Consider the following 21,524-nt stretch of genomic DNA (forward strand, 5'->3'; position numbering starts at 1 on the left):
TTTTATAGTCCTTCTAATCGTAAATTTTCAAAGTAAACGGGTTTTAAATTAGTTACAGTAAGCCCAATCAAGCGAATGCTATCTTGTCCAGTGTAACTTTCTCTTAGAAGTAACGCTGCTGCTTGATAAATTTGATTGGCATCATTGGTATATTCATTTAAAGTAAGCCGTTTGGTAATTGTTGTAAAGTCACTGTATCGCAATTTCAGTACCACGGTCTTGCCGTGTTTTTGTAATTTAATGAGACGCTCTTCTACTTTCTTAGCAAATTTCATAAGACTCTGTTCTAAAATCCGATTATCGAGCACATTAAATTCAAAAGTCGTTTCTTTGCCAACAGATTTGCGATCACGATGCGGATTCACAATGTTGTTCGAACGACCGCGCACATGACGATACAACTGATAACCATGTTTATGCAATTCGCGAATAAGGTCCCATTCACTCCACTTCTTCAAATCTGCCCCTGTTTCAATCCCTAGTCGGTGTAACTTTTCTGCGGTAACTTTCCCTACCCCATAAAATTTCGTCACTGGAATCTGTTCTAAAAAGGCTTCTGCTTCTTCCGGAGTAACCACGGTAATGCCAGCAGGTTTTTTGAAATCCGAGGCAATTTTCGCAATAAATTTATTAAATGATACGCCAGCAGATGCAGTTAGTCCAAGTTCGCGGTAAATCGTTTGTTGGATATCACGTGCAACGAGTGTGGCGGATTTCATTCCTTTTTTATTTTCGGTCACGTCTAAATAGGCTTCATCTAACGAAAGTGGCTCAATAATATCCGTATATCTGGAAAAGATTTCGCGGATTTGATTAGATACTTCTACATAATGCGCCATATTCCCGTGAATAAAAATACCATTCGGACAAAGCTTGGCAGCTTGGCGAGTAGGCATAGCTGAGTGTACACCATATTTGCGTGCCTCATAAGAACAGGTTGAAACAACTCCGCGCTTATTAGGATCCCCACCAATAATAAGTGGCTTCCCGCGAAACTCGGGATGATCGCGTTGTTCTACAGATGCATAAAAAGCGTCCATATCAATATGAATAATTTTCCTACTCGTATCCATAACTGCATCTCCTTTAAAAACGAACAAGCGTTCTTATCTAATTATAAACGCTAACTTAATTAATTACAAGAAAAAAATACCCCATTTTTACAAGGTATTTTCTCCTGTATTATTTCTTTAAAAATGCGCCTTTTCCGAAGAATTCTATTACTTGCGGCATGACTTGATAAAGCCGTGTTGCGATATTCATTACAAAAGGCAAATTGATTTCACGGCGTCTTGTGCCCATAATTTGTACGGTTTTCCTAGCTACTTTCTCTGGTTTTAAGACTAATTTGCCGACTGTTTCCAAATAGTTACCTGATTTATCCGCGACATCGAAAAAGTTCGTTGCAATCGGGCCTGGATTTATCGTCGTCACTTTGATTTTATCGGGGATTAGTTCCAAGCGAAGCGCGTTGGAAAAACCTAGTACTGCATATTTGGTAGCTGAATACACCGTTGATTTTGGTGTGGCAATTTTGGCTGCTTGAGAGGCTATATTAATGATATGTCCAGACTTGCGGGCTTGCATTTGCGGTAAGATTAGTTGCGTTAACTGAATCAAACCTAACACGTTCGTATCAAACATTTTTTCGATGGTCTCAAACGGGATATCTACTGCATTTTCAAATAAGCCAAAACCTGCACAGTTCACTAATACATCGATTTGATATGCCGCATTGATTTCGGCGCTGACTTGTTTTACTTGCTCAAAATCTGTCATATCGAGCGTAAAATAGGCCGCTTCAACAGAAAAATTGGCACTTATTTCTTTTTGTAATTCGATTAATTTTTCCGTACTTCTTGCTGTGATAATAACGTTTGCGCCTGATGCAGCAACTTGTCTTGTGAGTTCTGCACCAAGACCACTAGAAGCACCAGTAATTAATACCGTTTTATTTTTCAAAAAAGGGTTCATTTCGTCACTCTCCTACTTGGAAAACAGCTAAATCGTACGCTATTTCAGTATTTTCAAAAATAGATTTTGCTTCTATTAATAACTCTTTGCTGGCATCGCGGTCATATCTTGAGCTGATATGGGTTAAAATTAGCTTTTGGACATTGGCATTTTTAGCTAGTGTGGCAGCTTGAAGTGTTGTTGAATGCATGTATTCCCCTGCCATCTTCGCTTTGTCACCTTCAAAAGTGGCTTCGTGAACTAGAATATCCGCGTTTTGCGCTAATGCAAGTTCGTTCGCTGTTTCTTTTGTATCACCGAAAATACTAATAATCTTTCCTTTTTGAGGCTCGCCAATATAGTTTTTTCCGTCGATTACTCGCCCGTCAGCTAGCGTGACGCTTTCGCCATTTTTTAGCTTTTGAAAAAGTGGTCCGGCTTCAACACCATCTGCTTTTAATTTTTCTGCATGAAGCGCGCCTTGTTTATCTTTTTCGACAATGCGGTAACCGAAGCTACGAACGCCGTGTTCAAGCTCATCTGCTGTAACGGAAAACATCTTATCTTCAAAAATCAAACCAGGTTCAATTTCGTTAAAGATAATTTTGTAGGTGAGTCTTGTTCCGCTTAGTCTTAAAGAAGTTTCGATGTATTCTGCTATTCCAGCTGGGCCGTATATAGTTAAATCAGATTCCCCTCCTTGAAAAGAGCGGCTACTTAATAAGCCTGGTAGTCCAAAAATGTGATCACCATGCATGTGGGTAATAAATATTTTTTCTAGTTTGCTTAATTTGATTTGACTACGCATGATTTGGTGTTGTGTTGCTTCTCCGCAATCAAATAGCCAAATTGTATTTCGTTCATTTAACATTGAAAGTGCGATGGATGTGACATTACGGCCTCGTGACGGTACGCCTGCTCCAGTTCCTAAAAAAACAAGTTCCATTTATTGTTCCATTCCCTTCCCAGTTCGTGTCTTATTTTATCACATTCTTAAACGAACAGGAAATAAACATTTTTCCAATAAAAACCCTTATAATTCAGAAATAACTGTCAAATTAAAAAAATATTCGAACCAAACAGTTGCACAAATGCCTCATTATGGATAAAATAGTATGGACTAATGAGGAAAATTAATAGCTCATTTAATAAGGCCTTTTTTTGTGGGGTTCTTTTCAAACTAAGAAAACTTTTTCTTAGCAGTTAATTTTTTGCCATTAAGAGAATAAGAAAGAGGGTAAATGACGTATGACAGATGAGTTAGAACAAAAAGCATTGATTACTATTTTTGGCGGTACGGGAGATTTGGCAAATCGCAAACTTTACCCTTCGCTATATCATTTATACAGTAAGGGGTCTCTTGGCGACAATTTTGCTGTTATTGGTACGGCGCGTCGTGAATGGAGTAATGATTTCTTCCGTGATAAAGTAAAAGAGTCTATCAAAGACATTGATGGTTCCGAAAAAGATGCGGATGCATTTGCTTCTCATTTCTACTATCAATCTCATGATGTGACTAATAAAGAATCTTATGTAACGTTAAAAGATTTGTCGGATGAACTTGATGCAAAATATGAACTTGGTGGTAATCGCCTTTTCTACCTTGCTATGGCGCCGAATTTCTTTGGAACTATCGCAAGTCGCATTAAATCTGAAGGCTTTGTGGACACAGACGGTTTCCATCGTTTAATTATCGAGAAACCATTTGGACATGATTTAGCTAGTGCGGAAGAATTAAACAATTCGCTTCGTCAAGCATTTAAAGAAGATGAAATTTATCGTATTGACCACTATTTAGGAAAAGAAATGATCCAAAATATCTCGGTTATTCGATTTGCAAATTCGATCATTGAATCGCTTTGGAACAATCGTTATATCGATAATATCCAAGTTACTTTAACAGAGGTGCTAGGAGTAGAAGATCGTGGACGTTATTACGATGAAAGTGGCGCACTTCGAGACATGGTTCAAAACCATATCTTACAAATCGTGTCTTTACTCGCAATGGAACCACCGATTAACTTATCAACTCGCGAGATTCGTCATGAAAAAGTTCGCGCGCTTCGTTCTTTACGCGTTTTTGAAGGAAAAGAAGTTCATCAAAGCTTTGTCCGTGGTCAGTACGGCCCTGGTGAAGTAGATGGCAAAGAACTAAAAGGCTATCGTCAAGAAGATAATGTTGATCCTCATTCCAATACAGAAACTTTTGTTGCGGCAAAACTTGAAATCGATAATTTCCGCTGGGCTGGCGTTCCATTTTACATTCGTACTGGTAAACGTCTTGCGAAGAAAACAACGCAAATTGCGATTCAGTTTAAAGATGTACCACTAAACTTATTTGGCCAACAACAATCGCTTGGTGGTAATGTGCTTGTTATTCATATCCAACCTGACGAAGGTATTACACTTCATTTGAACGTGAAAGAACCTGGTCAAGGAATGGTGACAATGCCAGTCAACTTAAATTATATTCATTCTTCACCAGATGGCATGAATACGCCTGAAGCATATGAAAAATTAATTCTAGACTGTCTGCGCGGCGACGCGACTTACTTCTCTCACTGGGATGAAGTTTCGCTATCATGGAACTTTATCGACCATGTAGCAGATGTTTGGACAAATACAAAAGATCATTTCCCGAACTACAAATCCGGTTCAATGGGTCCAAAAGAAGCAGACGACCTTATTCAACGTGACGGATTCCAGTGGTTCCCAATCGATTAATCAAAAAACCAGAAATATGGCTAATCTAGCCTGTTTCTGGTTTTCTTTGTTTACTTGCAAAAGCCCATGAGCATGTTAGAATAGAGAGGAAACTAACTAGTTAAAGGAGCTCATATAATGGCTGAAAATATTGATGACTACCTAGAAAAAGGCATGTATGGGGCAAAAGAAATTAATCCCGCTGAGAAGAAAAAATACCTAGGAACTTACCGTGAACGCGTATTAGTCGCTCTCACTAAAGAAGAAGTTTTAACCCAAGAATATCTTCCAGAACTAGAAAAAGCAATCCTAGAAAATAATGACTCCAAGCTTCTGTTAAACGGATTACTGCATTATAATTCTTTACGCCCTTATATTAAATTAGCGGAAAAATGTAAACATGAATTTTCGATTGTTACTCGTTTGGAAGGTGAAACAGATATTTATCTCGTCCTTGCCTGCCAAAAAGCGGTAAACAAAGAGGATATTCATTTATATAAAGAAGCACCCGTAGAAAAACAAGAAGAACCTGTCTCGTTACTGGAGAAGGTTCGTAAATTATTTAATTAAGTTTTCCGTCCAACATCGAGGAGGTCGATTTATGCTACATCTTATCACAGTATCACTCGCTATTTTAATGGCGTTACAAACGATTTATTTTTTCATCCGCAAAAATGTCAATATGGGCGTTATGTTTTTGCTTATAACAGCTGCCCTTCTACTTCTCAGCACGATTTAATGGCATACCGGTCTCGACAGATTGTTTTAACTCGCGCTGCATGACACCAATCCCGGTCGCACCTTCAAGTGGAAAACAAAAAGATTGTTTATCATCTGTAATACTCGCGAGTAGCCCTCTGAACTTTTCACCGCCTAACATCGGGATTTGTTCAGTAGGGTTTATTTGTAGTTTCTGCCACTGTGCCTTTAATTCGTCGAGCTGAATCGTATCTTCCCCTGTTCCTTTCATCGTGAAGCGAACATCGTACGTTTTTGGGACGATATCATTTGGTCGTAAAAAACCGTATTTAGGCGATAAAATTAAATACTCCTTCGCGAACTGTTCTGCGTATGCTTTGCTTAAACGATGGAATGTCCCCGTGTATACATCGCTTGCCTTCACTGGACCGATATCCGGCAATTTGTCCCATATTTTCGGCTTCCCTGATGCGATAATAATCAGGTTTGTTTTATTGGATATTCCCACATCATCACTCTTCCTTGTTTCTCTTCGGTATCTTTTTCCTCTATATGTACGAAATGGTTATGCTTTAATACTTGGATGGATGCACCATTTTGTTCGTAGCTTCTGGCAAAAATACGATTAATTTCAGGCTGCTCTTCTAGCCAAGCAATCATTCCTATCAGCGCTTCGGACATATAGCCTTTATTTTGATAGTCTGGCACGATACTATAGCCAATTTCTATTTCTCCCGTTTCATCTGGGTTGCCTTGTCCGCCAATTTCGCCGATAATCTTATTTTCTTGCTTTAAAACGACTAATCGCGTCCATTTAATCATTCTATCATCTTTTTTTACATTTTCTAACACATATGGTAAATAAAAAAAGAAATCAATTCCGGGCCAGTCTGGCGATACTTGGTAGCCACTCGCTTTTTCTAAAGCTTCTGTCCCATTGATCGTTGCTTGAATCATTTCCAGCGTGTAGTTAATTAAAATTAATCGATCTGTTTCTAAATTATCCACAACCAAAACCCGGCTTTCCTACTAATTTATTACTTTCAATTTAGCAGAATTGGATAGAGGAACGCAACTAATCTGTGATTTTTTATCCGAAATTTTAATTTTTAACAACAAAACTATAAAAATAAAACTATTCTGACTATATACTTGACCTTTAATTTTTGAATACGCTTCCATTCTAGTTATAGTCCAAATATAAGACCAGGTACTAATTATAACTAAAAGTGCAAGTTGCTTGAATTGTGCAAACTGACGGAAAACTTTCAAAATAACAATTGACAATCGCATGGCAACCATATATATTAAATACTAACATAACATTTCTTGATATTAATTTTTTTCAAAAATGTGCGACTAATCGAAAAAATAAAACCATTTAACGAAGGGGATAATGACTTATGAAAACGACTAAATCAGTCATTACAATTTTATTACTCTAGAAGGACTTTGAGCACTGTAGAAATTTACAGTAGTTTGAGTCCTGTTTACGTTAAATGGGATTCTGGCAAAGCATCCCATTGTTTTCATCATTGGGGTGCTTTTTATTTAGCCGGATTTCGGATTTTCAAGCATTAAAAAGCGATTATCAAGCAAGCAGAACTTAATCATATATATTAATGCCACGCTATTTAGTGAATTCTAAAAATTCAGTGTCGGCAAACAATTCTTAATTAGAAATGGGGTAAAGTCATATGCGTAGTGACAAAATAAAAAAAGGTGTCGAACAAGCTCCAGCAAGAAGTTTGCTGCATGCTACAGGTCAAATTAAAAGTCCAGGTGATATGGACAAACCATTTATCGCTATTTGTAACTCTTACATTGATATTGTTCCCGGTCACGTTCATTTGCGAGAACTTGCGGATGTGGCTAAAGAAGCAATTAGAGAAGCTGGCGGTATCCCATTTGAATTTAATACGATTGGTGTAGATGACGGCATTGCCATGGGACATATCGGTATGCGTTACTCCCTTCCCTCTCGTGAAGTTATCGCGGATGCAGCGGAAACAGTAATCAACGCGCACTGGTTTGACGGGGTTTTCTACATCCCAAACTGTGACAAAATTACGCCGGGAATGCTTCTTGCGTCGGTTCGTACAAACGTCCCTGCTATCTTCTGTTCAGGTGGTCCAATGAAAGCTGGGTTGTCAGCTCACGGAAAAGCGCTCACTCTTTCTTCCGTTTTTGAAGCGGTTGGCGCCTTTAAAGATGGTAGCATGTCGCAGGAAGATTTCCTTGATATGGAAGCCAATGCGTGTCCAACTTGTGGATCTTGTGCTGGTATGTTTACGGCGAATTCAATGAACTGCTTAATGGAAATCCTCGGTATGGCTGTTCCCGGAAATGGTACCACACTTGCTGTTTCTGACGCGCGCCGTGACCTTATTAGAGAATCTGCTTTTCATTTGATGGATTTAGTTAAAAAAGATATTCGTCCTCGTGACATTATTACAAAAGATGCGATTGATGATGCTTTCGCGCTAGATATGGCAATGGGTGGTTCGACAAATACCGTACTACATACACTCGCACTTGCAAACGAAGCTGGTATTGAAGATTACGATTTGGAACGTATCAATGATATCGCCAAACGTGTTCCCTACCTTTCCAAAATTGCACCATCCTCTTCTTATTCGATGCATGACGTTCATGAAGCTGGCGGCGTTTCTGCCATCGTTAAAGAACTTGTTGACCTTGGCGGCGCAATTCATCCAGACCGAATTACTGTTACTGGAAAAACGATTCGCGAAAACGTAGCTGATGCCAAAATTAATAATACCGATGTTATTCATCCAAAAGAAAATCCCTATAGCCCAGTTGGTGGACTATCGATGTTGTTTGGAAATATCGCACCAAAAGGAGCTGCTATCAAAGTTGGTGGCGTAGATCCTTCCGTACAAGTTTTCAAAGGAGAAGCGATTTGCTTTAGTTCTCATGATGAGGCTGTTGAGGCGATTGATAATCATACGGTTCGCGAGGGACATGTGGTTGTTATCCGCTACGAAGGTCCAAAAGGCGGCCCGGGAATGCCAGAAATGCTTGCACCAACCTCCAGTATTGTTGGTCGCGGTTTAGGAAAAGATGTTGCCTTAATTACAGATGGACGTTTTTCCGGAGCTACTCGCGGTATCGCAGTTGGGCATATTTCTCCCGAAGCTGCGGCTGGTGGTCCAATCGCACTCGTTCATGACGGTGATATCATCACGATTGATTTGCCAAACCGGACGCTGAATGTGGATGTTCCTGATGAAGTTTTAGAAGAACGACGAAAAGAATTACCGAAATTTAAAGCTAAAGTAAAAACTGGTTACCTTGCACGATACACTGCGCTAGTAACGAGCGCCCACACTGGTGGTATTTTGCAAATTCCAGAAGATTTAATCGACTAAAAAATGAGGTGATAAGCGTGATTGATACGACGAAGACAAATGAAAAAGCGACAAAAAAGCAAAGTAAAAGTGGAGCAGAACTTTTAATTGACGCCTTGAAAAAACAACAAGTAGACATGATTTTTGGTTATCCGGGTGGCGCGGTTCTTCCTCTCTATGATGCCTTTTATGACTGCGATATCCCGCATATTCTAACAAGACACGAACAAGGAGCCATCCATGCTGCTGAAGGGTATGCTCGTGTCACTGGGAAACCTGGAGTCGTAGTTGTAACGAGTGGACCTGGTGCGACGAATGTATTAACTGGAATTGCAGATGCGATGAGCGATTCGATTCCATTAGTAATTTTTACCGGACAAGTTCATACGCCTGGTATCGGAAAAGATGCTTTCCAAGAAGCCGATATGATTGGGCTAACGATTCCAATTACTAAATACAATTACCAAGTGCGTGATGTTCGTGACTTACCTAAAATCGTCAATGAAGCTTTCCATATCGCAAGTACTGGTCGTAAAGGTCCTGTTGTCGTAGATATTCCTAAAGACATGGGGATTATCCAAACGGACACAGTTCGACCAGATACGATTGATTTGCCGGGTTATCAACCGACTTATTCACCTAACCCGCTCCAACTCGAAAAATTAATGAATTCCCTTTCTGCCGCAAGCAAGCCACTTATTCTCGCTGGCGCTGGCGTTAACCATTCTAGAGCTACAGCCGAATTACTAGAATTCGCTGAACGCTATCAAATTCCTATCGTGAATACACTGCTTGGTCTAGGAAGTTTCCCGCAAAGCCATGATTTATTCCTTGGTATGGGTGGTATGCACGGTTCTTATGCAGCAAATATGGCGCTAACGGATTGTGACTTACTCATTAATTTTGGCTCTAGATTCGATGACCGCCTTGCAAGTGCGCCAAAAGAGTTTGCCACTAAAGCAACGATCGCTCATATCGATATTGATCCTGCTGAAATCGGCAAAATTATCGAAACGCAAATTCCAATCGTTGCCGATATCAATGAAACCCTTACGCAACTTCTGCAAATGGAACTTCCGGTTCATCCAGATACATCCCATTGGTACAAATTAAATATGACACGTAAAAACCGTCATCCTTTTAATTTTGATAGAACGAAAAAAGCGGAAATTAAGCCGCAACGTGTGATTGAACTTATTGGTGAAATTACGCAAGGTGAAGCGCTTGTTTCTACCGATGTTGGACAGCATCAAATGTGGGCAGCGCAGTTCTATCCGTTCCAATTTGATCATCAAATTATTACAAGTGGCGGACTTGGCACAATGGGCTTTGGTTTCCCGGCAGCAGTTGGGGCGCAACTTGCTTTCCCGGATAAAACGGTAGTCGCGATTGTTGGCGATGGCGGTTTCCAAATGACCAACCAAGAACTCGCGATTTTAAACGATTATCAAATCAATGTAAAAACGGTCATTATCAATAATGGTTCGCTCGGGATGGTTCGTCAGTGGCAAGAAAAATTCCACGGTGAAAGATATTCCCACTCGATTTTCACGAGTCAACCAGATTTTGTCAAACTATCTGAGGCTTATGGCGTCAAAGGGGTTCGCCTGACGAATCCGGAAACGCTGGAAAAAAATTTGAGAAAAGCCTTCGCTCACCCTGGACCAATTGTTATTGACGTTCATGTTGCCAAAGATGAACTCGTACTTCCAATGGTTCCAAGTGGCAAACCTAATCACCAAATGGAAGGGGTGGAATAAATGCGCCGAATCATTACCGCTACAGTAAACAACTCTTCTGGCGTGTTAAATCGTATTACTGGGGTTATCTCCAGACGCCAATACAATATCGATAGCATCTCTGTCGGCTGGACCGAAATCCCGAATGTTTCCCGGATTACCATCGTTGTCCATGTTGATTCCTTATACGAAATTGAACAAGTAACCAAACAGCTCAACAAACAAATCGATGTGTTGAAAGTGAGCGATATTACTGACGATGCGCATATCGAACGCGAACTAGCTTTACTGAAAATCAACTCCCCCGCCGCCTTACGTTCCGAGCTAAACGCAGTAATCGAACCATTTCGCGCAACCGTCATTGATGTCGGCACTAAAAATGTTGTCATCCAAGTAACTGGTACAAGCGAAAAAATCGATGCATTTGTTGATACGGTTCGTCCCTACGGCATTAAACAAATGGCAAGAACTGGCGTGACTGGCTTTACAAGAAGCCCTAAAAAAATGGGTTGAAATCATTTACTACAGAGCAATCCGTTGCTTTGCTAGCATCAGGACAGCACACTTGCTATTCTGAAATATAAAAAGAAATTAGTTGGAGGTTAGGAAAAATGACAAAAGTTTATTATGAAGATGCAGTAAAGAACAACGCACTAGAAGGTAAAACAGTAGCAGTAATCGGGTACGGTTCTCAAGGCCACGCACATTCTCAAAATCTACGTGACAATGGCAATAACGTTATTATCGGCATTCGCGAAGGAAAATCTGCCGAATCTGCTAGAAACGATGGTTTTGATGTTTATTCTGTTAGCGAAGCCGCTGATAAAGCTGATGTTATCATGATTCTTTTGCCAGATGAAACACAAGGCGAAACATACGAAAATGAAATTAAACCTAACCTAAAAGCTGGTAATTCACTTGTTTTCGCTCACGGTTTTAACATTCATTTTGACGTAATTAATCCTCCAAGTGATGTAGATGTTTTCCTAGTTGCTCCAAAAGGTCCTGGTCACTTAGTTCGCCGTACATTTGTCGAAGGTGGCGCGGTTCCTTCCCTATTCGCAATCTACCAAGATGCAACTGGAAACGCACGTGATACAGCTCTTTCTTATGCAAAAGGTATTGGCGCAACTCGTGCAGGTGTTATCGAAACTACTTTCAAAGAAGAAACAGAAACCGATCTATTCGGCGAACAAGCAGTTCTTTGTGGGGGCGCGACTCACCTTATCCAAGCTGGATTTGAAACACTTGTAGAAGCTGGCTACCAACCAGAACTTGCTTATTTTGAAGTACTACACGAAATGAAACTGATTGTTGATTTGATGTATGAAGGCGGCATGGAAAAAATGCGCCACTCCATCTCCAACACAGCAGAATATGGCGACTATGTATCCGGCCCTCGTGTTGTTACAGCTGATACGAAAAAAGCAATGAAAGAAGTACTTACCGACATTCAAAATGGTAACTTTGCTAAATCTTTCATCGATGACAACAAAAACGGCTTTAAAGAGTTCCATAGAATGCGCAAAGAACAACAAGGTCATCAAATCGAAAAAGTTGGCGCAGAACTTCGCGAAATGATGCCATTTGTCAAACCACAACATTAATACTTAATTCGGATTGCTAGGTGGGATTTCTCGCCTAGCAACCGTTTATCCTTTTTTCGATATGAGTTTAAGGTAGAATGCATTTCTTTCTTAAACTGATACTGAAAGCAGGAAAAATCCAAGCTTCCCTATCTAATATAAAACAAGAGGTGAAATCGAATGAAGAAAATCCAGTTTTTTGATACTACACTTAGAGATGGCGAACAAACCCCTGGAGTTAATTTTGACGTAAAGGAGAAAATCCAGATTGCCTTACAACTCGAAAAACTTGGAATTGATGTGATTGAAGCCGGCTTTCCGATTTCTTCTCCTGGAGATTTTGAATGCGTCAAGGCGATTGCAAAAGCGATTAAACATTGTTCTGTAACAGGGCTAGCGCGCTGTGTTGAAGGAGATATCGACCGCGCGGAAGAAGCGCTTAAAGACGCTGTTTCTCCGCAAATACATATCTTCCTAGCAACGAGCGATGTGCATATGGAATACAAATTAAAAATGAGTCGGGCGGAAGTTCTTGCTTCCATTAAACACCACATTAGTTATGCAAGACAAAAATTCGAAGTAGTACAGTTTTCACCAGAAGATGCAACTCGGTCAGATCGTGCTTTTCTAATTGAGGCCGTTCAAACAGCAATTGATGCCGGGGCAACTGTCATCAACATTCCGGACACGGTCGGATATACTAACCCAACCGAATTCGGACAGCTATTCCAAGATTTGCGTAGGAAAATTAAACAATTTGATGATATTACTTTCGCTTCCCATTGTCATGATGACCTTGGTATGGCGACTGCAAATGCACTTGCTGCAGTCGAAAATGGTGCAAGACGCGTCGAAGGTACAATTAATGGGATTGGTGAACGTGCTGGAAATACAGCTCTTGAAGAAGTTGCTGTCGCGCTTCATATTCGCAAAGATTTTTATCAAGCAGAAACCAATATCGTTTTGAACCAATTTAAAAATTCTAGTGATCTGATTAGTCGTTTGTCAGGTATGCCTGTTCCGCGTAATAAAGCCGTAATTGGTGGTAATGCTTACGCGCACGAATCCGGTATTCATCAAGATGGCGTACTAAAAAATCCAGACACATATGAAATCATCACCCCTGCCCTAGTTGGCGTAGATAAAAACTCGCTTCCTCTTGGAAAACTTTCTGGGAAACATGCCTTCAATACGCGCATGGAAGAAATGGGCTACACACTAACTGAACAAGAACAAAAAGATGCCTTTAAACGTTTCAAACAACTAGCAGATGCGAAAAAAGAAGTAACCGAAGAAGACTTGCACGCGCTAATTCTCGGCCAATCTTCCGAGTCTGCGGATGATTTCGAACTAAAACATTTGCAAGTTCAATATGTAACTGGTGGCGTCCAAGGTGCGATTGTTCGCATTGAAGAACGTGATGGCGCTCTAGTAGAAGACGCAGCAACTGGTTCTGGAAGCATTGAAGCGATTTACAACACAATTAACCGTCTTATGAAACAAGATATTGAATTAACCGATTATCGTATCCAAGCAATTACAGCCGGTCAAGATGCCCAAGCAGAAGTCCATGTCGTCATTAAAAATGACAAAGGCGCTGAATTCCACGGTATCGGTATCGATTTTGACGTTTTAACAGCTAGTGCTAAAGCTTATTTGCAAGCATCCGGCAAAAGCAAAACCGCCAGTAAGCAAGCTGATTTCGAGGAGGTAAAATAACGTGACCTATAAAATTACTTCCTTAGCTGGCGACGGAATTGGTCCAGAGATTATGACCTCTGGACTTCAAGTATTAGAGGCAGTCGCAAAAAAATACAACCATACGTTTGAAATTGAATCTCATCCTTTTGGCGGCGCAGGAATTGACGCAGCTCACGACCCAATCCCCTCTTCCACCTTAAAAGCGTGCCAAGATGCCGACGCGATTTTACTTGGGGCTATCGGTGGTCCTAAATGGGATAACGCACCTAAACGTCCCGAAGATGGCCTACTTGCACTACGAAAAGCGCTTGGACTTTTCGCCAACATTCGTCCTATTCAAGTTCCAAGTTCCATCACGCACCTTTCTCCTTTAAAAAAGGAAATTGTTGAGAACACTGATTTTGTCGTTGTTCGTGAGTTGACTGGCGGACTTTACTTCGGGGAACCGAAACATTGGGACGATGCGGCTGCTGTCGATTCTCTAACGTATACACGAGCAGAAATCGAGCGAATTATTGAGAAAGCTTTCGAAATAGCTGCGACGAGAAATAAAAAAGTTACTTCTGTGGATAAAGCGAATGTGCTAGCTTCTAGTAAATTATGGCGAAAAATTGCTGAAGAAGTGGCTAGCCGTCATCCTGATATCACGCTAGAACATTTATACGTCGATGCGGCTGCGATGATTATGATTCAACGGCCGACGACTTTTGATGTTATCGTGACAGAAAATTTATTTGGCGATATTTTAAGCGATGAAGCCTCTGTTATTACTGGTTCACTGGGGATGCTCCCTTCCGCTAGTCATGCAGAAAATGGCCCCTCTTTATACGAACCAATTCACGGATCTGCACCAGATATCGCTAATCAAAATATTGCCAATCCAATGTCGATGATTTCTTCAGTTTCGATGATGCTCCGCCAATCCTTTTCACTTTTTAATGAAGCAGATGCGATTGATGCGGCAGCTACAAGAACAATGCAAGCTGGATTTTTAACCGCTGACCTTGGTGGAAACACTACTACGACAGACTTTACAAAAGAAGTTCTAAAACAAATTGAAGGAGGAGAATAAAATGGGGAAAACACTTTTTGATAAACTTTGGAACCGTCATGTCATTTATGGCAAAGAAGGTGAACCGCAATTATTATACGTTGACCTTCATTTGATTCATGAAGTTACTTCTCCTCAAGCGTTTGAAGGACTGAGAATGGAAAAACGGCCACTGCGTAGACCGGATAAAACGTTCGCGACAATGGATCACAATGTTCCTACTGAAGATATTTTCAACATCCAAGATCTTGTGGCTAAAAAGCAAATTGAAGCGCTGCAAACTAACTGCGCGGAATTCGGCGTAACGCTAGCTGATATGGGCAGTGACCGTCAAGGCATCGTGCATATGGTTGGACCTGAAACAGGGCTAACGCAACCTGGCAAAGTGATTGTTTGTGGGGATTCTCATACGGCAACACACGGCGCTTTCGGAGCGATTGGCTTTGGGATTGGCTCTAGTGAAGTAGAACATGTTTTTGCGACTCAAACTATTTGGCAACAAAAGCCAAAATCAATGGGTATTGAAATTAACGGTAAACTTCCAAAAGGCGTTTATGCAAAAGATATTATTTTGCATTTGATTGCCACATATGGCGTTGCTTTTGGAACTGGTTATGCCGTCGAGTATTATGGTGAAACTATTCGTAATATGTCGATGGAAGAACGGATGACAATTTGCAATATGGCGATTGAAGGCGGCGCAAAAATGGGCATGATGGCGCCAGATGAAACTACTTTTGAATATGTGCGCGGTCGTGAATACGCTCCCGCTGATATGGATAAAGCAATTAGCGACTGGAAAACGCTTCAAACTGACCCAGATGCAGAATATGACCTCCATATCCAAATGGATGCTAGTATTTTAGAACCTTATGTCACTTGGGGAACGAATCCAGAAATGGGCGTCCCTTTTTCGAAAGCATTTCCAGAAATTAAAGATATGAACTATGAGCGCGCCTATGAATATATGGGGCTAAAACCCGGACAAACGGCGGAACAAATCGAGCTAGGTTATGTCTTCATCGGTTCCTGTACGAACGCTCGGCTTTCTGATTTAGAAGAAGCCGCTCGTATCGTCAAAGGAAACAAAGTGAAAAATAATATTCGCGCACTCGTCGTCCCTGGTTCCCGCCAAGTGCGTAATGCGGCAGAATCTATTGGACTGGATAAAATTTTTATAGAAGCTGGTTTTGAATGGCGTGAACCCGGTTGTTCGATGTGTCTAGGAATGAACCCTGACCAAGTACCAGACGGCGTTCACTGCGCTTCTACTTCGAATCGTAACTTTGAAGGACGGCAAGGTAAAGGCGCCCGTACTCATCTCGTTTCACCAGCAATGGCTGCGGCCGCGGCAATCAACGGACACTTTATCGATATTCGAAAGGAGGCGGTTATCAGTGGAGGAAATTAAAGTACACATTGGAAAAACAGTGGCGCTAATGAACGACAATATCGATACCGATCAAATCATTCCCAAAAGTTTCCTAAAACGGATTGAGCGGACTGGTTTTGGTGAATTTCTCTTTGATAGCTGGCGTTATCTACCGAATCGTAAACCAAACCCGGATTTCCCGCTCAATGCTCCGGACCGCCAAGAAGCGACTATTTTAATTACTGGTGAAAATTTTGGTTGTGGTTCTTCGCGGGAACATGCGGCATGGGCGCTACTTGATTACCGTTTCCGCGTGATTATCGCAGGAAGTTATAGTGATATTTTTTATATGAATTGCACGAAAAATGGCGTGCTCCCGATTGTGCTCCCTCGAGAAGCTCGGGGAAAATTAGCAGGAATTGCAGCCGACGAGGAAGTGACAATTGACTTACCAAACCAACAAGTTATCAGTTCAGTTGGCACCTACCCTTTTGAGATTGATGCTACGTGGAAAAATAAATTTATTAACGGACTGGATGATATCGCCATTACATTCGAACATATTGATGCGATTAAAGCCTATGAACAAAAAGTGGATTCAATATAAGAAAAGGTAGTGAGGATGATGGAATTAGTTGACTTATTAGTGACAGAAGAAGATGTCGAAAAGGCCTATGACGTATTAAAATCGGTCGTCAAGCATACACCACTTGAATATGATTTCTATCTTTCGGAAAAATATCATTGCAATGTGTATCTGAAACGCGAAGACTTACAACGAGTTCGTTCGTTTAAATTGCGCGGTGCTTTTTACGCTATTTCCAGACTGTCAGCTGAGCAGTTAGAACACGGTGTTGTTTGTGCAAGTGCTGGAAATCATGCACAAGGAGTCGCTTATACGTGCAAACGCATGACGGTTCCCGCAACGATTTTCATGCCAACAACTACACCACAGCAAAAAGTGTCACAAGTAAAATTTTTCGGTGGTAGTAACGTTGAGGTTGTCTTAATTGGCGATACATTTGATGCGTCCGCAACTGCGGCAAAAGAATTCGCGGCAGAACACGGACAGACTTTTATCCCGCCGTTTGATGATCCTGATATTATCGCTGGGCAAGGCTCGCTCGCTGTGGAGATGGTGAAAGATTTAAATAAAGCACACGAACAAGCGGATTATGTTTTTGCTGGTATTGGTGGTGGCGGTTTAATTAGCGGTGTCGCAACGTATCTCAAAGCGAAAAGTCCTATCACCAAAATTATCGGAGTCGAACCAGCTGGCGCGCCTTCGATGACTGAAGCGTTAAAACAAAACCGAGTCGTAACGCTTGATAAAATCGATAAATTTGTCGATGGCGCTGCGGTGAAAGAAGTTGGGAGCCTGACATTTCAACATGCGAAAGTATTGGTTGATGAAGTGACCACTATTTCTGAAGGCGCCGTTTGTTCCACGATTTTGGACATGTATACGAAGCAAGCAATTGTCGCTGAGCCAGCTGGTGCTCTTTCTGTTGCTGCACTTGAAACGTATCGGGAGGAAATTAAAGACAAGACGGTGGTTTGTATCGTGAGTGGTGGGAATAATGACATCAACCGCATGCAGGAAATTGAAGAGCGCTCCCTACTCCACGAAGGATTAAAACATTATTTTATCGTTAATTTTTCACAACGTCCTGGTGCTTTGAAGGAATTTGTTAACGACGTGCTCGGTCCGCATGATGATATTACTAAATTCGAATATACGAAAAAAGTAAATCGTGGTAATGGACCAGTTATTATCGGCGTGCTCTTACAAGATAGAAACGATTATGAAGGCTTACTCGACCGAGTTGCGGCATTTGATCCAAGCTATATTCCGATTAATGACAATCAAACACTCTACACATTACTTGTTTAAAAAGGGTTCTCGCATTGCGCGGGAACTTTTTTATATTACAGTTTACTCTTCTGTTATAGTAACAGTTTATTTCATAAATCAGTTTAAAATCTTTTGTTTAAGGATATAAAGTAGTATAATGAACATATAGAAATTAAACTGTATTATTTAAAAACAACTTTTTATATATAACAATTCAAGGAGTGGCAATGATGGACGCAGTTAGAAAAAATCGATTATTTCAGCATTCTACAATGGCAGCACTTGTTGGTGGACTTTTCAGCGGAACAACGAGTTTCAAAGAATTACTACAACACGGTGACCTTGGTATAGGAACACTTGATCAATTTGATGGCGAGTTAATTATTTTGGATGGAGAAGCTTTCCAAATACGTTCGGACGGGCAAGCATATAAAGTAAAACCGGAAGATACGACGCCTTATGCGAGCACTACTTTTTTTGATGCCGATACTTCTTTTAATGTTTCCGAACCGACTTCGAAACAAGCTGTAGAGGAAAAAATCGCGGAATTAGTACAAGGACCGAATGTGTTTTACGCGGTGAAAATGACTGGGAACTTCCGTTACGTGGATACTCGTGTTGTACCAAAACAACAACGACCATATCCACCACTCATTGAAGCAGTGAAAGAACAACCAACGTATCATTTTGAATATATTACGGGTACAATTGTTGGTTTTTGGACACCAGCTTATATTAGTGGTATTGGCGTTTCTGGTTACCATGTGCATTTTATTGATGATATGCGCAAAATTGGTGGCCATGTGTTTGACTACGAAATGCTTGAAGGTACAGTAGAAGTCGCGCAACAAACTGAATTCGAATTGCAATTACCGCAAACGACCGAATTCTTGCGCAGCGATTTAAGTACACCCGATATGCTAGAGCAAATTGAAGCAGCAGAAAATTGATTCATAGAAAAAGCGCCCAAATTAGCTTGGGCGCTTTTGTTTATTCTGTAATAATTTTATGAACAAGTGTTGGTGCTGTTGCTTGCTCAGAGATTTTGATGTTTTCGTAGATTTTCGCCTTCACGTTTTCTACATCTTCTTGATCGGCAAAAATGGTTACGAGTGACTCGCCTTCTTTGACTGCATCGCCAACTTTTTTACGTAACATTAAGCCTACCGCCAAATTGATTTCGTCTTCTTTTGTTGCGCGGCCAGCTCCGAGAATCATTGCAGCGATTCCAATTTCATCAGCAACGATTTGGCTTACGAAACCAGATTGCTTAGCTGGTACTTCGATTTGGTATTTTGCTTGCGGAAGTTTTTCCGGATGGTCAACTATACTTGCGTCGCCACCTTGGTTGGAAAGGAATGTTTTGAATTTCTCAAGTGCTGCACCGTTTTCAATTACTTCGATTAATTTGGCACGAGCTTCGTCTAATGTTGCTGCTTTTTTAGCAAGTACGACCATTTGACTGCCGAGTACTAAGACTAATTCTGTTAAGTCTTCTGGTCCTTGGCCTTTTAATGTATCGATAGCTTCTTTTACTTCTAAAGCGTTTCCGATTGCTTCGCCGAGTGGTTGGGACATATCGGAAATGACTGCCATTGTGTTTCTGCCAACGTTATTTCCGATGCGAACCATAGCATTTGCTAGGTTTTCTGCATCTTCATCGGTTTTCATAAATGCGCCCGCGCCGGTTTTTACATCCAACACAATTGCATCTGCGCCTGCTGCAATTTTTTTACTCATGATAGAGCTTGCGATAAGCGGAATGGAGTTGACAGTTCCTGTTACATCTCGAAGCGCGTACATTTTTTTATCGGCTGGAGTAAGGTTACCTGATTGGCCAATAACCGCTACTTTATCGCGATTGACTAAATTGATAAAATCTTTTTTATCTAGTTCGATATGGAATCCTTCGATGGATTCTAGTTTATCGATTGTGCCTCCTGTATGACCTAAGCCACGTCCGGACATTTTTGCAACTGGAACGCCTACTGCGGCTACAAGCGGAGCAAGTACAAGTGTCGTCGTATCGCCAACACCGCCAGTACTATGTTTGTCGACTTTGATTCCTTCAATTGCGGATAGGTCAATCGTGTCGCCAGAACCTACCATTGCCATTGTTAAATCCGCGCGTTCTTGATCGTTCATATCTTGGAAAAAGATTGCCATGGCTAGAGCACTTGCTTGATAATCTGGAATTTCCCCATTTGTATACCCATCAATGAAAAACTGAATTTCTTCTGTTGATAAAGCTTTGCCGTCCCTCTTTTTGGAAATAATATCCACCATTCTCATTTCTCTTCACCCTTTCTTTTTGTCCACTTTAGCATTTTATGTATCTTTATTGAGAACGGTTACACTTTTCAAGTAAACCGTTTTACTAAACAAGAACATGTGCTTAACATGCTCACTATATCGTACTCGCTCACTTGTTGTCAATAGTTTTTGTGCTGCTACGATTGATTAGAGAAATGTCGAGTAAACGGTTCTCTAGTTTCTCGGTTGGATTTTGCAGATTTTTCAGCAAAAGTTCTGCAGCAATTTCGCCGATACCGTAGATTGGTTGGCGAACTGTTGTAAGTGGCGGGGTCATATATTCGGCCAGTTCAATATCATCAAAGCCGATGACGCTAAGATCATGAGGGATGCGCATATTTTTTTCTAGCGCCGCACGATACGTTCCCATCGCCATTAAATCATTGGTTGCAAAAATGGCACTCAGCTTTTCTTGAAGTAATTTTTGCGTGGCGATATAACCGCCATTCATCGTTTGGTCCCCGCTGACAATCCAGCTATCTTTTACCGGAAGTTGATAATCTTTCATACACGCCAAGTAACCTTCGTAGCGCTCATGTACGTTGTAAAATGATGTATCTGAAATAATGATTCCGATATTCGTATGGCCTAATTCAATTAAATGCTCCGTCGCCATATAGCCACCTTTGAAATCATCAATCGCGATATTACCTTCTTGCCTTGGATTCCGCTGTCGGTCGAGCAAAATATACGGCGAACGCTTCTCTTCCATACGTTTGATGACACCTGAGAGCAGAATATTAGGGCTGGCGATAATTAAGCCATCGACAGCCCGGTGCAATAATTCTTCAACATATAAATCTTCTCGTTCTTTATCATTAGAAGAGTTACAGAGCATAATCATGTAACCTTCTTTATTTAAGTAATCCTCGGCCCCTTTAACCATTTGCGAGAAAAAAGGATCGGTTACTTCCGGAACAATCATCCCAATCGTGTTCGTGTGGCTAACAATCATGTTTTTGGCGAAAAAGTTTGGTTTGTAAGACATCTCTTTTGCTGTTTTCAGGACTTTTTCACGAGTTAAGTCGCTAAATCGTTCCCCTTTACCATTCAAAATTTGAGAAATCGTCGTAATTGAAACGCCTGTCTTTTCAGCTATTTCGCGGATGGTTGCAGCCATTTAAACTCCCCCAGTCAGATTATCTATTCTCCTTATTTTGCCACATTTGAGAATAATAATA

General features: G+C 40.9%; 20 protein-coding genes. 13 read left to right on the top strand and 7 right to left on the bottom strand.

The window, feature by feature from the left end; translation table 11 throughout:
• Nucleotides 1-2 precede the first annotated feature (2 nt).
• The 3 genes from dinB to rnz form a co-directional block, all read right to left on the bottom strand.
• Nucleotides 3-1,073 carry a DNA polymerase IV gene (gene dinB / locus HCJ55_RS00975; RefSeq protein ID WP_008948301.1) on the bottom strand — a complete coding sequence of 357 codons (1,071 nt, stop codon included), beginning with the start codon at nucleotides 1,071-1,073 and terminating at the stop codon, nucleotides 3-5.
• Nucleotides 1,074-1,182: 109 nt separating this feature from the next.
• Nucleotides 1,183-1,974 carry an SDR family NAD(P)-dependent oxidoreductase gene (locus HCJ55_RS00980; protein WP_185502003.1) on the bottom strand — a complete coding sequence of 264 codons (792 nt, stop codon included), beginning with the start codon at nucleotides 1,972-1,974 and terminating at the stop codon, nucleotides 1,183-1,185.
• A 4-nt stretch (nucleotides 1,975-1,978) separates the two neighbouring features.
• A complete protein-coding gene (gene rnz / locus HCJ55_RS00985; protein ID WP_008948303.1) occupies nucleotides 1,979-2,899 on the bottom strand; it encodes a ribonuclease Z in 921 nt (306 codons plus the stop codon).
• A gap of 302 nt (nucleotides 2,900-3,201) precedes the next feature.
• On the opposite strand from rnz, the gene zwf reads away from it, so the two are divergent.
• The 3 genes from zwf (at nucleotide 3,202) to HCJ55_RS01000 (ending at nucleotide 5,395) form a co-directional block, all read left to right on the top strand.
• Nucleotides 3,202-4,677 carry a glucose-6-phosphate dehydrogenase gene (gene zwf, locus HCJ55_RS00990; RefSeq protein ID WP_185502002.1) on the top strand — a complete coding sequence of 492 codons (1,476 nt, stop codon included), beginning with the start codon at nucleotides 3,202-3,204 and terminating at the stop codon, nucleotides 4,675-4,677.
• A gap of 117 nt (nucleotides 4,678-4,794) precedes the next feature.
• Nucleotides 4,795-5,226, top strand: a complete 432-nt coding sequence (locus HCJ55_RS00995) for a YueI family protein (protein WP_008948305.1) — start codon at nucleotides 4,795-4,797, stop codon at nucleotides 5,224-5,226.
• Between the two features lie 31 nt (nucleotides 5,227-5,257).
• On the top strand, nucleotides 5,258-5,395 hold the full coding sequence (locus HCJ55_RS01000) for a hypothetical protein (RefSeq protein ID WP_003763184.1): 138 nt from the start codon (nucleotides 5,258-5,260) through the stop codon (nucleotides 5,393-5,395).
• On the opposite strand, the gene HCJ55_RS01005 is transcribed toward HCJ55_RS01000, so the two are convergent.
• Both HCJ55_RS01005 and HCJ55_RS01010 read right to left on the bottom strand, forming a co-directional pair.
• The gene (locus HCJ55_RS01005) at nucleotides 5,375-5,863 is read right to left on the bottom strand and encodes a DUF6884 domain-containing protein (RefSeq protein WP_185516667.1); all 489 of its coding nucleotides are present in this window, start codon (nucleotides 5,861-5,863) and stop codon (nucleotides 5,375-5,377) included. The two genes, HCJ55_RS01000 and HCJ55_RS01005, sit on opposite strands and share 21 nt — an antisense overlap.
• Entirely contained in the window at nucleotides 5,836-6,363 is a 528-nt protein-coding gene (locus HCJ55_RS01010) for a GNAT family N-acetyltransferase (protein ID WP_008948307.1), read from the bottom strand. Before HCJ55_RS01010 ends, HCJ55_RS01005 begins: the two co-directional genes overlap by 28 nt.
• Before the next feature lie 689 nt (nucleotides 6,364-7,052).
• Here HCJ55_RS01010 and ilvD point away from each other — a divergent pair.
• The 10 genes from ilvD to budA all read left to right on the top strand — a co-directional run bounded on the left by ilvD (nucleotide 7,053) and on the right by budA (nucleotide 18,980).
• Nucleotides 7,053-8,747: a dihydroxy-acid dehydratase gene (gene ilvD / locus HCJ55_RS01015; RefSeq protein ID WP_003728794.1), complete on the top strand. Its 1,695-nt coding sequence runs from the start codon at nucleotides 7,053-7,055 to the stop codon at nucleotides 8,745-8,747.
• A 17-nt stretch (nucleotides 8,748-8,764) separates the two neighbouring features.
• Nucleotides 8,765-10,486 carry a biosynthetic-type acetolactate synthase large subunit gene (ilvB, locus tag HCJ55_RS01020; protein ID WP_185516670.1) on the top strand — a complete coding sequence of 574 codons (1,722 nt, stop codon included), beginning with the start codon at nucleotides 8,765-8,767 and terminating at the stop codon, nucleotides 10,484-10,486.
• Nucleotides 10,487-10,978: an acetolactate synthase small subunit gene (gene ilvN, locus HCJ55_RS01025; RefSeq protein WP_003723150.1), complete on the top strand. Its 492-nt coding sequence runs from the start codon at nucleotides 10,487-10,489 to the stop codon at nucleotides 10,976-10,978.
• A gap of 98 nt (nucleotides 10,979-11,076) precedes the next feature.
• A complete protein-coding gene (gene ilvC, locus HCJ55_RS01030; RefSeq protein ID WP_008948311.1) occupies nucleotides 11,077-12,072 on the top strand; it encodes a ketol-acid reductoisomerase in 996 nt (331 codons plus the stop codon).
• Between the two features lie 159 nt (nucleotides 12,073-12,231).
• Nucleotides 12,232-13,770: a 2-isopropylmalate synthase gene (locus HCJ55_RS01035; RefSeq protein WP_185516672.1), complete on the top strand. Its 1,539-nt coding sequence runs from the start codon at nucleotides 12,232-12,234 to the stop codon at nucleotides 13,768-13,770.
• Between the two features lies 1 nt (nucleotide 13,771).
• On the top strand, nucleotides 13,772-14,824 hold the full coding sequence (gene leuB, locus HCJ55_RS01040; RefSeq protein ID WP_185516674.1) for a 3-isopropylmalate dehydrogenase: 1,053 nt from the start codon (nucleotides 13,772-13,774) through the stop codon (nucleotides 14,822-14,824).
• Between the two features lies 1 nt (nucleotide 14,825).
• Nucleotides 14,826-16,214, top strand: coding sequence for a 3-isopropylmalate dehydratase large subunit (gene leuC / locus HCJ55_RS01045; RefSeq protein WP_185501995.1), 1,389 nt, complete (start codon nucleotides 14,826-14,828; stop codon nucleotides 16,212-16,214).
• A complete protein-coding gene (gene leuD, locus HCJ55_RS01050; protein WP_185516676.1) occupies nucleotides 16,201-16,782 on the top strand; it encodes a 3-isopropylmalate dehydratase small subunit in 582 nt (193 codons plus the stop codon). The genes leuC and leuD overlap by 14 nt, the downstream gene beginning before the upstream one ends.
• Nucleotides 16,783-16,800: 18 nt before the next feature.
• Nucleotides 16,801-18,069: a threonine ammonia-lyase gene (gene ilvA, locus HCJ55_RS01055; protein ID WP_185516918.1), complete on the top strand. Its 1,269-nt coding sequence runs from the start codon at nucleotides 16,801-16,803 to the stop codon at nucleotides 18,067-18,069.
• Between the two features lie 191 nt (nucleotides 18,070-18,260).
• Nucleotides 18,261-18,980: an acetolactate decarboxylase gene (budA, locus tag HCJ55_RS01060; protein ID WP_185392133.1), complete on the top strand. Its 720-nt coding sequence runs from the start codon at nucleotides 18,261-18,263 to the stop codon at nucleotides 18,978-18,980.
• Between the two features lie 40 nt (nucleotides 18,981-19,020).
• On the opposite strand, the gene HCJ55_RS01065 is transcribed toward budA, so the two are convergent.
• Both HCJ55_RS01065 and HCJ55_RS01070 read right to left on the bottom strand, forming a co-directional pair.
• Nucleotides 19,021-20,322, bottom strand: coding sequence for a pyrimidine-nucleoside phosphorylase (locus HCJ55_RS01065; RefSeq protein ID WP_185501993.1), 1,302 nt, complete (start codon nucleotides 20,320-20,322; stop codon nucleotides 19,021-19,023).
• A 130-nt stretch (nucleotides 20,323-20,452) separates the two neighbouring features.
• On the bottom strand, nucleotides 20,453-21,463 hold the full coding sequence (locus tag HCJ55_RS01070) for a substrate-binding domain-containing protein (protein ID WP_185516678.1): 1,011 nt from the start codon (nucleotides 21,461-21,463) through the stop codon (nucleotides 20,453-20,455).
• Nucleotides 21,464-21,524 lie beyond the last annotated feature (61 nt).

Origin of the sequence: Listeria marthii, assembly GCF_014227425.1 — a bacterium.
Classification (GTDB): domain Bacteria; phylum Bacillota; class Bacilli; order Lactobacillales; family Listeriaceae; genus Listeria; species Listeria marthii.